Raw genomic sequence first — 12,123 nt, forward strand, 5'->3', positions numbered from 1 at the left:
GTGCAGATCAAGTAAAGAATTGGAGAGTCAACATGGCAAAGGCAGTTCGCTTTCATGAAACCGGTGGTCCCGACGTGCTGCGCTACGAGGACGTCGAAGTGGGCAACCCCGGTCCCGGTCAGGTTCGCCTGCGCCATCAGGCAGTGGGCCTCAATTTCGCCGACACCTACTTTCGCAGCGGCCTGTATCCGGTCCCGCTGCCCGCGGGGATGGGCGTGGAGGCCGCGGGCGTGGTCGAGGCCGTTGGCCCGGACGTCACGAACGTCGCGGTGGGCGATCGTGTGACTTACACGGGCTTCCTCAACACGCTCGGCGCGTACAGCACCGAACGCCTGATTCCGGCCGCGCCGCTGATCCGGCTGCCCGATGCGATCGACTGCGAAACGGCTGCCGGCATGACCATGCGCGGGTTGACCTGCGCGTATCTGATGCGCCGCATTCACGACTTCAAGGCGGGCGACACGATCCTTCTGCATGCCGCCGCCGGCGGTGTCGGCCTGATCGTTTCGCAATGGGCGAAGCTGCTGGGTCTGACCGTGATCGGCACGGTTTCGAACGAGGCCAAGGGCGAGGTGGCTCGCGCGCACGGCTGCGACCACGTCATCAACTACAGCCACGAAGACGTCGCCAAGCGCGTGCGCGAACTGACCGATGGCGTCGGCGTGAACGTCGTGTTCGACAGCGTCGGCAAAGACACCTTCGAGGCCTCGCTCGATTCGCTGAAGCGCCGCGGTCTGCTGGTTTGCGTCGGCACGGCCTCCGGCCCGATCCCGCCGTTCAATCCGCAACTGCTGGCTATGAAAGGCTCGCTCTATCTGACCCGCCCGGCGCTGGCTGACTACATCGCCGACCCGGCCGAGAAGGACGAGCTTGCCGACGAAATCTTCGGGCTCATCGCCTCGGGACGCATCAAGATCGAGCTGAATCAGCGCTATGCGCTCGAAGATGCGGCGCAAGCCCATCGTGATCTGGAGTCGCGCAAGACGACGGGTTCGTCGATCTTCGTCATCTAAGGAGCTAGCCATGCGAGTCGAACAACTGACGTGCTCGATCGGCGCCGAACTGATAGGGGTGAATCTCGCCCACGCCGTCTACGACGATGGCCTGTTTGCCCAAATCCGCTCGGCGCTGCTGAAGCACCGAGTGCTGTTCCTGCGCGACCAGGACATCACGCGTGCCGAACACGTGGCGTTCGCGCGCCGCTTCGGCGAACTGGAAGACCATCCGGTCGCGGGCAGCGATCCGGAAAATCCGGGCCTCGTGCGTATCTACAAGACCCCCGATCAGCCCAACGACCGTTACGAAAACGCGTGGCATGCCGACGCCACCTGGCGCGAAGCGCCGCAGTTCGGTGCCGTGCTGCGCTGCGTCGAGTGTCCGCCCGTCGGCGGCGACACGATGTGGGCGAACATGGTCCTCGCCTACGAGAAGCTGCCGGCGCACGTGAAGGCTCAGATCGCGGACCTGCGCGCGCGCCACAGCATCGAGGCGAGCTTCGGTGCCGCGATGCCGATCGAAAAGCGTCTCGCGCTGAAGGCGCAATTTCCGGACGCGGAGCATCCGGTCGTGCGCACGCATCCGGAAACGGAGGAAAAGGTGCTGTTCGTGAGCGCTTTCACTAGCCATTTCACGAACTTTCACACGCCGGAGCGAGTGCGCTTCGGGCAGGACGCGAATCCGGGCGCGGGCGATCTGCTGCGCTATCTGATCAGCCAGGCGTACATCCCCGAGTACCAGGTGCGCTGGCGCTGGCAGAAGAACAGCATCGCGATCTGGGACAACCGCAGCACGCAGCACTATGCGGTGATGGACTACCCGCCGTGCCACCGCAAGATGGAGCGCGCCGGCATCGTCGGCGACAAGCCGTACTGAACTAGCAGGTAGCTTCCCATGAATTACGAATTGAAACCGACCATTCTGATGGTTCCGGGTCTGCGTGACCACGTCGCGGAGCATTGGCAAACCCTGCTGCAGCAACGGCTGCCGAAAGCGCTGTCGGTGCCGCCGCTCGAGCACGACAAGCTCAGTTGCGCGGCACGCGTCGCGGCGCTCGATGCCACGCTCGCGCGGATCGACGGCCCGGTCATTCTGGTCGCGCATAGCGCTGGCGTGATGATCACCGTGCATTGGGCGGCGCAGCACAAGCGCGAGATTCACGCTGCGCTGCTCGCGGCGCCCGCGGACCTCGAGACGCCGATGCCGGCGGGCTATCCGGAGCTGGATACGCTCGAGCAGAACGGCTGGCTGCCGATTCCGCGCAAGCCGCTGCCGTTTCCGAGCATCGTCGGCGCGAGCCGCAACGATCCGCTCGCGCGGTTCGAGCGGGTGCAGGAGATGGCGCAGGACTGGGGCAGCCGCCTCGTCGATCTCGGCGAAGTGGGGCACCTCAACCCTGCTTCGGGCTTTGGCGAATGGCCAATGGCGGAGACGTTGATTCGCCGCCTGGTACTGATGTGACGCGGCCCGCGTCGGATCAGAAGGAGTCTGGGATGTCGCGTCGGATCGTGGTGGGTGTTGCCGGCGAGCTCGCGCCGGGCCAGCGCAAGCTGGCCTTCATCGACGGCCGCAGCATCGTGCTGTTCAACATCGAAGGCTCGCTTCACGCCATCGACAACACATGTCCGCACAACGGGGCCGCGCTGTCGAGCGGCCAGCTGGAAGGCTGCATGTTGCGCTGTCCGGCGCACGGTCTGCGCTTCGACGTGCGCACGGGCTGCATGGCGGGAACAGGCGGATTGAGCGTGACGACCTTCCCGGTCGACATAGTGGATTCAAAGGTGGTGGTGAGTCTCGACGCGCCGAACGCGACGCCCTCGCAAGCGCGAGCCGGCAGCGCGGCAACGTAAGGCCGGGTAGGCCAGGCGCGAGACGCCACAACCAATCAGGAGACGGAAAGATGCAAGGCTTGATGATGCAGCAGTCGCTGCTGGTTTCCGCGCTGCTCACGCACGCGGAGCGCCATCACGGCGAACAGGAAATCGTGTCGCGACGCGTGGAAGGAGACATCCATCGTTATTCGTATCGGCACCTCGCGCAGCGCGCGCGCCGTATGGCCAACGCGCTGTCGACGCTCGGCGTCGGCCGGGGCGAGCGCGTCGCGACGCTCGCGTGGAACGGCTATCGCCACATGGAGCTCTATTTCGCGGTGTCGGGCTCCGGGTCCGTGCTGCATACGCTGAACCCGCGACTGCACGTCGACCAGCTCGCGTACATCATCGAGCATGCGGAAGATCGTGTCGTGTTCTTCGACCTGACCTTTCTGCCGCTGATCGAGAGCGTCGCGCCCCGGGTGAAGAGCCCGAAAGTATTCGTGGCGATGACCGATCGCGCGCACATGCCGCAAGCGAACGACCTGAGCGGCATGCTGATGTGCTACGAGGATCTGCTCGAGCTGCACGACGACGTTTTCGAATGGCCGCTGCTCGATGAAAACAGCGCGTCGTCGCTGTGCTACACGTCGGGCACCACCGGCAATCCGAAGGGCGTGCTGTATAGCCATCGTTCGACCGTGCTGCACACCTACGCGGCGGCGCTGCCCGATTCGCTGAACTGTTCCGCGCGCGACGTGATCCTGCCGGTCGTGCCGATGTTCCATGTGAATGCGTGGGGACTGCCCTATATCGCCTGCATGGTCGGCGCGAAGCTGGTGTTTCCGGGGCCGGCGCTCGACGGCAAGTCGCTCTATGAACTGATCGAAACGGAACACGTGACGCTGTCGGCCGGCGTGCCGACGGTGTGGCAGGGACTGCTCACGCATGTCGATGCGATGGGCGGGACCTTCTCGTCGATGCGACGCACGGTGATCGGCGGCGCGCCGTGTCCGACCGCGATGACCGAGGCGTTCCAGAAGCGCCACCGGGTGGAGGTACTGCACGCGTGGGGCATGACCGAATTGAGCCCGATCGGCACGGTCTGCAGCTTCAAGGCGCATCAGCAGTCGCTGCCGATGGAGGATCAGTACATGATTCAGGCGAAGCAGGGACGCGCGCTGTTCGGCATCGACATGCGGATCGTCGACTCCCACGGTAATGAATTGCCGTGGGGCGGCGAGAGCGCTGGCGATCTGCAGGTGCGCGGTCACTGGGTCACGCAGCAGTACTTCGGCGCCGACGTCGAGTCGCCATTGTGCGACGGCTGGTTTCCGACCGGCGACATCGCGACGATCGACCGGCACGGCTTCATGCAGATCACCGATCGCAGCAAGGACGTGATCAAGTCGGGCGGCGAATGGATCAGTTCGGCGGCGATCGAAAACGTCGCTTATCTGCATCCGGAAGTCTCGACGGCAGTGTGTATCGCCGCACGGCATCCTAAGTGGGACGAACGGCCGCTGCTGCTGGTCGTGAAAAAGCCGGGCAGCGAGCTGACCAGCGACGAACTGCTGTCCTTCTTCAACGGCCGGGTCGCGCGCTGGTGGACTCCCGATGCAGTGGTGTTCGTCGACACGGTGCCTATCGGCGCAACAGGCAAGGTCCTGAAGAACCAGTTACGCGATCAGTTCGGCAACTACTACCTGCCCTGACGCACGGCTTTCGCAGCAACGCAGTTCGATTCACGCAACAACGCGACCGGGTACGCCCGGCGCACACAAAACCACCAACCATTTGAAGCGACCGCAGCATCGGCTTTTGCGCCACCGCCGGTACGCGAAGGAGACACAATGAAGTTGAAGTCAAGCAGCGCTGTCGTGTTGGCCATTTTCGCCACCGCGGCTCATGCGCAGTCGTCAGTGACGCTTTATGGCGTAGTCGATACGGGGCTGCTGTATCAGAGCACATCGGCCGCTACCTTTCTGCCGCACGCGCCGAACACGGGCAAAATTTATCAGCTGAAGGACGGCGGTATCTATTCGAGCTTCTGGGGTATGAAGGGAAGCGAAGACATCGGCGGCGGCTACAAGATCAACTTCAAGCTGCAGGGTGCGTTCAACACCGCGAACGGCAAGTTCGGTCTGTCCGACACGCCGGGCGTCACGGCGATCTTCAACCAGTTCGCGACGGTCGGCGCATCAGGGCCGTTCGGTACCTTCGACGCCGGCCGGCAGATCATTCCGATGATCTACGCAATGGCGGAAACCGACGTCCGCGGCGCGCAGTATTTCGGCAGTGTTCTGACCGCGTGGCTGGGCATCAATCAGGCGGCCGGCTGGCCTGGCACGAGCACGAACGCGCCGATCGGCGCGCTGTACGACAGCAACGCGCTCGTCTACAACTCGCCGAAATTCCATGGCGCGTCGCTCGCGCTCGAGTACGCGCCGGGCGGCGTCGCCGGTCAGTTCCAGGGCGGTACGCGCGAGTCGGCCGTGCTCAAGTATTCGAACTACGGTCTGAATCTGTCCGCGTTGTATTACAACGGCCACGATACCAACCCGTACCCGATCACCTACCCGGCGGCGCCCGCTATCCCCGCGACCGGGCTTGCGAACAACCGTTTCTACTATTTCGGTGCGATGTACACGATCGCCGGATTTTCGGTGTCGGCCTCGTACGGCGCCGGCAAGAACCCGGCCCATACCAACACCGCGGACTTCGAAATGATCTCGGGGGGCCTCGGCTACCAGTTCAATCCGCGTTTCAAGATCACGTCCGGGTACTACTACCTGAAAGACAAGAACAACTCGGCGAACCATTCGGGCGAGTTCGCCGTGGGCGCGGAATACAACCTGTCCCAGCGCACCAAGGCTTACGCGCAGGTGGGTTATGTCAACAACAGGGGCACCATGAATCAGACCATCGTCTATGGCGCCCCGGTTGCGCCTGGCGTGTCCACCACGGCGGCCATGGTCGGCATCCGCCATAACTTCTGATTACGTCGCCTATAACAACTGGAGTATTCGATGAAAAGCATTCAGGCACGCGCGTTGGCGATTGCCATATTGATTCTGGCCGCGTCGAGCAACGCATGGTCGCAGTCGGGCCAGACGGCTAGTGCAGCTTCGGGCGCACCCGCGATGTCAGCTAGCGCAGCCGCCCCCGTCAGCTCGAGGCAAGCCAATCGCGCGCTGCGTCGGCAGGTGTATGCCGCGATCGGCAAGCATAAGGAGATCAGCGCCGGCAATATAAGCGTCATCGCAAAAGGCGGCGCGGTGACGCTGAGCGGCACGGTCACCGACGTTTCCCAGATCAATCAGGTCGCGGCGATCGCGAAGGGTGTTCCGGGGGTGACTTCGGTGACCAACAAGCTCACGGTGGAAAAGCCGTTCGGCGGGATGTAAAAAGAGCTCACGCATCGGGGGATTAAGCGCGAGGAGCCCAATATAACAATCCACTAGCTGTCGAACAGCGCCGTGTAACGGCGCTGCATCTCTTCAGGCGTGAGCGCTTCGATCTGCGCGCCGAGCATCCATTCGTGGCCGAACGGATCGCGCACGGTCGCCGAGCGCTCGCCATAAAAATGATCGGTTAGCGGGCGGACCACGGTTGCGCCCGCTGCAACCGCTCGTGCGAACAGCTCGTCGACGTCGTCGCAGTGGATATGCAGCAGCACACTCGGCCGGCTGTCGCCGGTCGGTCCGAGCATGTCGTGCTCGGGATATTCATCGGACAGCATCACGGTCGCGGGACCGATCTTCACTTCGGCATGACCGATGCGGCCGCCTGGCTCGGTCAGGCGAAATTGCTCGACGCCGCCGAATGCCTGCGCGTAGAACTCGATAGCCCGTGCGGCGTTGCGCACGCGCAGATAGGGGTAGAGCTCGTGGATCGCGTTCATCGTCACCTCCTGGTTGCTGGTGATGATTATCGGAGAAACGTGTCAATCCAAGGGCTTTTTTGCATTTTCGATGCCGGAGCCCGCGCCAACAGGCCGCCAGTGAATCTCGTGTGCACTGGACGAGGTCTGCCTCATGTATTAGTTCAATACGATCTCCACGCGCCGGTTTTTTGCGCGTCCGTCTGCCGTCGAATTCGGCGAAACGGGATTGGCACTGCCGTGTCCGTTGACAACGAATTGCTGCGCCTTCAATCCGTGGCTCTGCAGATACTGCGCGACGCTTTGCGCGCGCTGCGTCGATAATTTCTGATTGTAGGAGCTGGATGCCGTCGCGTCGGTATAGCCATTCACCATGACGGTGTCGAACCTCGCACCTGCCGCAGTTTTGATCAGCGCGTCAAGACGAAGACGAGCTTCGGTCGTGAGCGTCGCCTTATTGAGTTCGAAAGTTGCATCGCCGTTCAACGACAGCTTCTGAGGCGGCACGCATGCTGGAGCGGCAACCCGCGCGACGGGGGGAGCAGCAGGCATCGGTGAAGGGGCTGCGACCGGAGCTGTCTGCGCGACAGGCGCCGCTCCGCACTGGAATGTCAGCGTGCGCACGTCGCGATGACTTCCAGGGGCCGCAAGCGGTGCAATCTCCTGCATCGGACGCACGGGGTTCTTGCCGCAGATTTCGCGAGCCTTCGAATAACAGGTGTTCTGGCTCGAGATGAGTCCATCGCAATCCACCCGAAACGCCTTTTCATTATTCGGCAGGTTGACCGAGTATGCACTGAACGTCGGGCCTGATGCGGCGGAACATCCTGCGAGCACCACGCTAACCAGTAGCGCTGCTCCAAATTGCTTTGTCATGTCGAACTTCATGGAGTATTGAGCCTCATTGGTCTTTTTCTTCATCTGCACGAATTCACGTCGGTTTTTCGTTGCGTCGTCGCGGTTGATGCCGTGGGCAATTGACGCGGCCAACCACCGTGCGTCCACACTCTTTCAGTGTGCAATCGCGGCCACCCAAAAAGAGACGCTCTGTTTGGTCTCCTGCGCGTGAGTTCGTGAACTGTAGCTGTGCTTATTCCTGGCAATTGCCACAATTTGTAAATCCGTCCGACGAGATTTACGGGCAGGCGATTTGGTGAAACGCTCAACTGCTGTCCTTCGCGACCAAAATCTGAACTTCTGTCAAAGTTTGCGGATTTACGTCAGTTATTAGAAAAGAGTTAAAGCGTGCTTCACAGGCTCTCTAAAAGTGCTTACCTTACGCTCAAAACATCGCCTGGCCTTGCCCAGGCGCTCAAGCGCAGCAATTTCACGAGAACAGAAATGAAGAGCATCGATCTTGCCAACTCAATTGATGCGGTATTTTCCGATTCGATCCGGCAGTGTCTTGCGGAGCAAATCGGCCTTTCGTCGGAAATACTCGGCAGGATTCCGACCCACGCCAGCCCTGCGCTGATTGCTTCGCTGATGGCGGCTGCGGTGACGCCCGATGGGGCGAAGGCCGTATTCTCCGCTGTGATGTCGCCAGAAGCGAATGCCCGTATCGAAGAGCAATTCCTGCGGCTGTGTAGTGCTTCATCGAGTATCAAAGACCTTGAAACAATAGGAGAGTCGCTCTTCGTGCGTTCTACCGGCACGCGTATCGCGCTGGCGAGTGATCCGATCTCGCGTCAGGCCGGCATACCGCCTCAGGCCGCTCATGTCATGACCGCGTTGGTCGGTTCGGTGATGTTCGGCGTGCTCAAACATCACATTCTGCTTGAGCAAGGAACGTTGGCCGGACTGCCTGCGTTGCTCGGCGGTCAATTACCTGTCGTATCGAGGCTTTTGACCGATCGCGTCGCCGAATCGATCGGATTTGAAAATGCTGGCAATTTCACTCGATCGATTGCAGGCAGGCTCGAGTCAGTAGCGGCCAATATGATGCAACCGATGGCTGACGATGAAAACGTACTTCGACGTTCCGCACCCGCCGCGGCGCACGAAGTCGCGGCGCCGGTCGCCGGAGCGAGGTCTTCGCGTAGAGGCATATGGCTGCTGTTTGCCGTGTTGACGGCCATACTGCTTGGGGTTTTCGCCTATGCCCAATTTTTCGGGCAGAGGGCGGGTGTTGAACCGACCGCGTCGTCGAATGTTTTGACCAGTGGCGTCGTCGCGCCCTCGATCGCGTCGGCCGTCCCTGGCGTCGTAGCGCGACCGGACGCGGCTTCATCCGTACCGCAGGGATGCGCGGCGGCTCCGATGACGGCGTCGGGAGGTGCAGCGTCTGCCCCGGCGGCCGATGCTGTATCCGAAGCCGCTTCAAATCCGGCGGCGAACGCTTCGACGAGAAGTGGAAAGATCGCATTTAGCGTCAATCAAGCTGGCGTACCTTCATTGACGGGTACGCTGAGTAGCGATGCGGAGCGGCAAACGCTTACCGATGTGTTGAACCGAAGATTTGGCGCGGGACGCTTCGCCGCCGACCTGAAAGTCGACGCGAGCCTGCGCCCATCTGACTGGCTGACGCACATCGATGAGCTCTTGTCGTTGATGGCCCTGCCGCGCGCCGAGGTCGGAATAGACTCGCAGCACATCGAGCTAGGCGGGGCGGCGGCGAATGCATCGCTTGGCTGGAAGCAGCGCCTGCAGAATGTGTTCGGTCCGTCCTGGGAAATCGGTCAGTTCAGCGCGGGAAAAGCCGTCGATCTCGCCACGCAACTGTTCCTGAGCGCGATGGCGAAGTTGCTCGATGCGGGCAACGCGTGCATAGGTCCGGATGTCGCAACAGTTCTGAACTTGCAGGTCGTGGACTTCGCTGCATCCAGTGGACATATCCCTTTATCCGCCAAAGAGAACCTTGCCGAGTCCGCACAACTGCTTAAGGCATGTTCTGACGACGGCCATCCCGTGGCACTCGATATCAAGGCATATTCCGACAACGTTGGCGATGAGCAGGCCAATCTGCTGCTCTCGCAAAAGCGTGCGGACGCGGTGCGCGGTTTTCTGATCGAGGCGGGTGTGAAGCCGGACCTGTTGACGGCACGCGGCTATGGCTCAGCGACGCCGATCGCGAGCAATGCGACGGCGGGCGGTCGCTTTGCGAATCGCCGTGTCGAGTTTGTTCTGGCGCAAGCTTCGGTTGGCTAACAGATTGCGTTGGCTGAAAGCACGGGTTTTACCTGGGAGCGTTAGGCACGTTCGGCCAGACTCGGGAGCCTCGCGGAATGGATCAATCGCAAGCCCTACCCGACAGACGCACAAGGGCCGCCGATGTCACAATTCTTGGCAACCCACACGTACGCGTCCGGTTACATTCGGTTGCGAGTGTTCTAACCCGAACCTTGTGAGCACCGAACGAAACTGGAGCTATCCATGGCAACCCCGCATCAGGTCCAAGTGACCCTTTCGCTTCACCCCGAAGATTACGCTTCACTCAAGATGGCCGCGCGAGCTGCCGGTCTTGACGAGTTGTCGTTCGGCATTCTGGCAGTCCATCGCGAGGCGCGTCGCGTGTTGGCCGAGGACCGGCGCAATCGCGAAACCGCTCCGCACGACTACAAAATTTTTTGATTGCTGAAGGTGCCTCGCATGGTTGCATGGTCTGCAGAGGATCTGCTCTATCTACGCCTCGGCACGGAGACGCCGAATTGGTCTCTTGCCGCGGATGACGACATGCTCTTGCTCGCGGCCGGCCACGGCGAGAAACGCGTTGGGGTTCGACTCACCAGTGTGCAGTTGGAGAAGATACGCATGGCGAAAGGCGGTCTCGTAATAACTGCTATGGGCGTGATCATTCTAGGGGCATATTTTCGGCTGTATCTGGTAGGCCGGAAAGTCAACGATCATGTGTGGAAAGGGAGGGCGTCCAGCGATGCTAATTTTCTCCACGTGGCACAGGCGGCGGAGGAGTCGACCGCCTATCCATCGATAGTGGTCGATCTTGTAACAGCGCCCTGAAAACAAATACAGATGTCGTTTCCCTGGCCAGACGGCGTTTGATCGAATTCGATCAGGTTTTCACGCCAGAACCTGGATACGATTCTGGAAATTGTTAGCAGCGACGGGAGCGACGCGTAATGAATGAGTTAAAGACGAAAACAATATCGGAATTGCATCAGCAACTCGATGCGATGGAGGCGTGGCTCACGTCAAAATCTGCGATTGTGACGGGCGTGCAAGGGGTGAGGATCATGCGTCTGGTTGCACTGATGTCAGGCGATGCATTCCGGTATGTGCTTGTCAGGACGAGACCAAAAGGGCGCTGGTCCTAGTGTGCGTCAGGCACCTTCGTGGTCGTTCTGCCAGTTCTCTACGATTCGCATCTCGAACTCTCCTTCGAGTTTTAACAAACCTTGACAGACCGGGTTGCCCCGCGCCGGTAGAGTACATGCGTCCGCAAGCCGATGCGGTTCGGTCGCGCTCATTGCATTAATCGTTTAGTCGGCGACAAACTGTGCCATACACAAAGCTGTTCAAACGCTTTCTTCGGGAAAAGCTGATATATGCGAAGCGAAGTAACTACTCAACCGGGGCTACCTGAGGCAAAGAAACTCGTGCGGCGGACCGACGAAGTTGAAGACATGTCGGGTCTTCGCAAGCGCTGGATCGCATTGCTTGGCATCGGGACGATTTCACTGTCACTGCTGTTCGTGTGGGGATTTCTCCATTTGATTCTCGCGCTGATATTTCCGAGGTCGGTGGTTGTCCATTAGGTCGTTGCTGGTTGAACTCGTGGGCGTCGTATTATGGTCGCGAAGTGATCGAGGGCGGCCATTCGGTGGTTCACTCGATGGAGTATCCCTATGCATACGGACGTTGCCTCATCTTTCGCGGTAGCGGGACCTGATCCGGCATATCGAGCATGGCTGTATTACTACGACGATGAACAGCAAGCACTTTTAGGTCAGATTCGAGCAGCTTGGGGTCAGGACTGCGTGATTCAGATCTGTGGTGGGCGACTGAGGATTTTTGCCGAGGAAGGGCGGTTGGAATTTTTCAGCGCGCGTGAGCTGTTTGACGCAATCGCTGTGAAGACGCTGAAAGGAATCGGTCGGCGACAGAAGTAGAGCAGTACAAGCGGGATGACCCATTGCGCACGTTAGGAGATTGCGGTGTTGTCCAACGAAGAAAGTCTCCAATTGCTTAGGCTAGTTTGTCACCGCCAGATCCCATGGGGGAAGAAGCCGAAGAAACTGATTACCCTTCGCAACCTCGAACTGGTCGAGGTCCAGCGCTTTCCGCCCAGAGTCAACGCGAGAGTTCCCGAACCCATCGACATAGCGATCCTCACAAGACGGGGGCAAGAGGAGTTTGCGCGTCTCGAAAAGATGACCTCGCTTCTGGAATGGCGATCGACGGGGTTAATGGCATACCAGGTGGGACTAGAAACTTTTCCGTTAGCCCACCACCTGCAGGTCGCCTGTCTTTAGGCTA

13 protein-coding genes are annotated in these 12,123 nt (G+C 60.5%); 11 read left to right on the forward strand and 2 right to left on the reverse strand.

Going from position 1 to position 12,123, the window contains the following annotated elements:
- The first annotated feature begins 32 nt into the window (after positions 1-32).
- The 7 genes from HDG34_RS13100 to HDG34_RS13130 all read left to right on the forward strand — a co-directional run bounded on the left by HDG34_RS13100 (position 33) and on the right by HDG34_RS13130 (position 6,214).
- On the forward strand, positions 33-1,013 hold the full coding sequence (locus tag HDG34_RS13100) for a quinone oxidoreductase (protein WP_184060595.1): 981 nt from the start codon (positions 33-35) through the stop codon (positions 1,011-1,013).
- 10 nt (positions 1,014-1,023) lie between these two features.
- Complete coding sequence (locus HDG34_RS13105) at positions 1,024-1,872, forward strand: TauD/TfdA family dioxygenase (RefSeq protein WP_184060596.1); 849 nt, start codon at positions 1,024-1,026, stop codon at positions 1,870-1,872.
- An 18-nt stretch (positions 1,873-1,890) separates the two neighbouring features.
- A complete protein-coding gene (locus tag HDG34_RS13110) occupies positions 1,891-2,457 on the forward strand; it encodes an alpha/beta hydrolase (RefSeq protein WP_184060598.1) in 567 nt (188 codons plus the stop codon).
- Positions 2,458-2,489: 32 nt separating this feature from the next.
- Entirely contained in the window at positions 2,490-2,846 is a 357-nt protein-coding gene (locus tag HDG34_RS13115) for a Rieske 2Fe-2S domain-containing protein (protein WP_184060600.1), read from the forward strand.
- Between the two features lie 50 nt (positions 2,847-2,896).
- Positions 2,897-4,522 (forward strand): 3-(methylthio)propionyl-CoA ligase, encoded by a 1,626-nt coding sequence (locus tag HDG34_RS13120; protein ID WP_184060602.1) that lies wholly within the window; start codon positions 2,897-2,899, stop codon positions 4,520-4,522.
- Positions 4,523-4,660: 138 nt separating this feature from the next.
- The gene (locus HDG34_RS13125) at positions 4,661-5,806 is read left to right on the forward strand and encodes a porin (RefSeq protein ID WP_184060604.1); all 1,146 of its coding nucleotides are present in this window, start codon (positions 4,661-4,663) and stop codon (positions 5,804-5,806) included.
- 30 nt (positions 5,807-5,836) lie between these two features.
- Positions 5,837-6,214 carry a BON domain-containing protein gene (locus tag HDG34_RS13130; protein WP_184060606.1) on the forward strand — a complete coding sequence of 126 codons (378 nt, stop codon included), beginning with the start codon at positions 5,837-5,839 and terminating at the stop codon, positions 6,212-6,214.
- A gap of 53 nt (positions 6,215-6,267) precedes the next feature.
- Here the strand turns inward: HDG34_RS13130 and HDG34_RS13135 are convergent, their stop codons facing one another.
- On the reverse strand, positions 6,268-6,711 hold the full coding sequence (locus HDG34_RS13135; protein ID WP_184060608.1) for a glyoxalase/bleomycin resistance/extradiol dioxygenase family protein: 444 nt from the start codon (positions 6,709-6,711) through the stop codon (positions 6,268-6,270).
- 138 nt (positions 6,712-6,849) lie between these two features.
- Positions 6,850-7,680: an OmpA family protein gene (locus HDG34_RS13140; RefSeq protein ID WP_260321144.1), complete on the reverse strand. Its 831-nt coding sequence runs from the start codon at positions 7,678-7,680 to the stop codon at positions 6,850-6,852.
- A gap of 351 nt (positions 7,681-8,031) precedes the next feature.
- On the opposite strand from HDG34_RS13140, the gene HDG34_RS13145 reads away from it, so the two are divergent.
- The 4 genes from HDG34_RS13145 (at position 8,032) to HDG34_RS13160 (ending at position 11,756) form a co-directional block, all read left to right on the forward strand.
- Positions 8,032-9,837: an OmpA family protein gene (locus HDG34_RS13145; protein ID WP_184060610.1), complete on the forward strand. Its 1,806-nt coding sequence runs from the start codon at positions 8,032-8,034 to the stop codon at positions 9,835-9,837.
- A 225-nt stretch (positions 9,838-10,062) separates the two neighbouring features.
- On the forward strand, positions 10,063-10,260 hold the full coding sequence (locus HDG34_RS13150; protein WP_184060612.1) for a hypothetical protein: 198 nt from the start codon (positions 10,063-10,065) through the stop codon (positions 10,258-10,260).
- An 18-nt stretch (positions 10,261-10,278) separates the two neighbouring features.
- On the forward strand, positions 10,279-10,647 hold the full coding sequence (locus tag HDG34_RS13155) for a hypothetical protein (protein ID WP_184060614.1): 369 nt from the start codon (positions 10,279-10,281) through the stop codon (positions 10,645-10,647).
- Between the two features lie 845 nt (positions 10,648-11,492).
- A complete protein-coding gene (locus HDG34_RS13160) occupies positions 11,493-11,756 on the forward strand; it encodes a hypothetical protein (RefSeq protein WP_184060616.1) in 264 nt (87 codons plus the stop codon).
- Positions 11,757-12,123: the final 367 nt, after the last annotated feature.

It is taken from the genome of Paraburkholderia sp. HC6.4b, assembly GCF_014200875.1.
Lineage (GTDB): Bacteria > Pseudomonadota > Gammaproteobacteria > Burkholderiales > Burkholderiaceae > Paraburkholderia > Paraburkholderia tuberum.

What these genes read in the sequence shown, in the direction of transcription:
- HDG34_RS13100 (WP_184060595.1), top strand. Translation starts at nt 33, where the DNA reads ATGGCAAAGGCAGTTCGCTTTCATGAAACCGGTGGTCCCGACGTGCTG.
- HDG34_RS13105 (WP_184060596.1), top strand. Translation starts at nt 1,024, where the DNA reads ATGCGAGTCGAACAACTGACGTGCTCGATCGGCGCCGAACTGATAGGG.
- HDG34_RS13110 (WP_184060598.1), top strand. Translation starts at nt 1,891, where the DNA reads ATGAATTACGAATTGAAACCGACCATTCTGATGGTTCCGGGTCTGCGT.
- HDG34_RS13115 (WP_184060600.1), top strand. Translation starts at nt 2,490, where the DNA reads ATGTCGCGTCGGATCGTGGTGGGTGTTGCCGGCGAGCTCGCGCCGGGC.
- HDG34_RS13120 (WP_184060602.1), top strand. Translation starts at nt 2,897, where the DNA reads ATGCAAGGCTTGATGATGCAGCAGTCGCTGCTGGTTTCCGCGCTGCTC.
- HDG34_RS13125 (WP_184060604.1), top strand. Translation starts at nt 4,661, where the DNA reads ATGAAGTTGAAGTCAAGCAGCGCTGTCGTGTTGGCCATTTTCGCCACC.
- HDG34_RS13130 (WP_184060606.1), top strand. Translation starts at nt 5,837, where the DNA reads ATGAAAAGCATTCAGGCACGCGCGTTGGCGATTGCCATATTGATTCTG.
- HDG34_RS13135 (WP_184060608.1), bottom strand. Translation starts at nt 6,711, where the DNA reads ATGAACGCGATCCACGAGCTCTACCCCTATCTGCGCGTGCGCAACGCC.
- HDG34_RS13145 (WP_184060610.1), top strand. Translation starts at nt 8,032, where the DNA reads ATGAAGAGCATCGATCTTGCCAACTCAATTGATGCGGTATTTTCCGAT.
- HDG34_RS13150 (WP_184060612.1), top strand. Translation starts at nt 10,063, where the DNA reads ATGGCAACCCCGCATCAGGTCCAAGTGACCCTTTCGCTTCACCCCGAA.
- HDG34_RS13155 (WP_184060614.1), top strand. Translation starts at nt 10,279, where the DNA reads ATGGTTGCATGGTCTGCAGAGGATCTGCTCTATCTACGCCTCGGCACG.
- HDG34_RS13160 (WP_184060616.1), top strand. Translation starts at nt 11,493, where the DNA reads ATGCATACGGACGTTGCCTCATCTTTCGCGGTAGCGGGACCTGATCCG.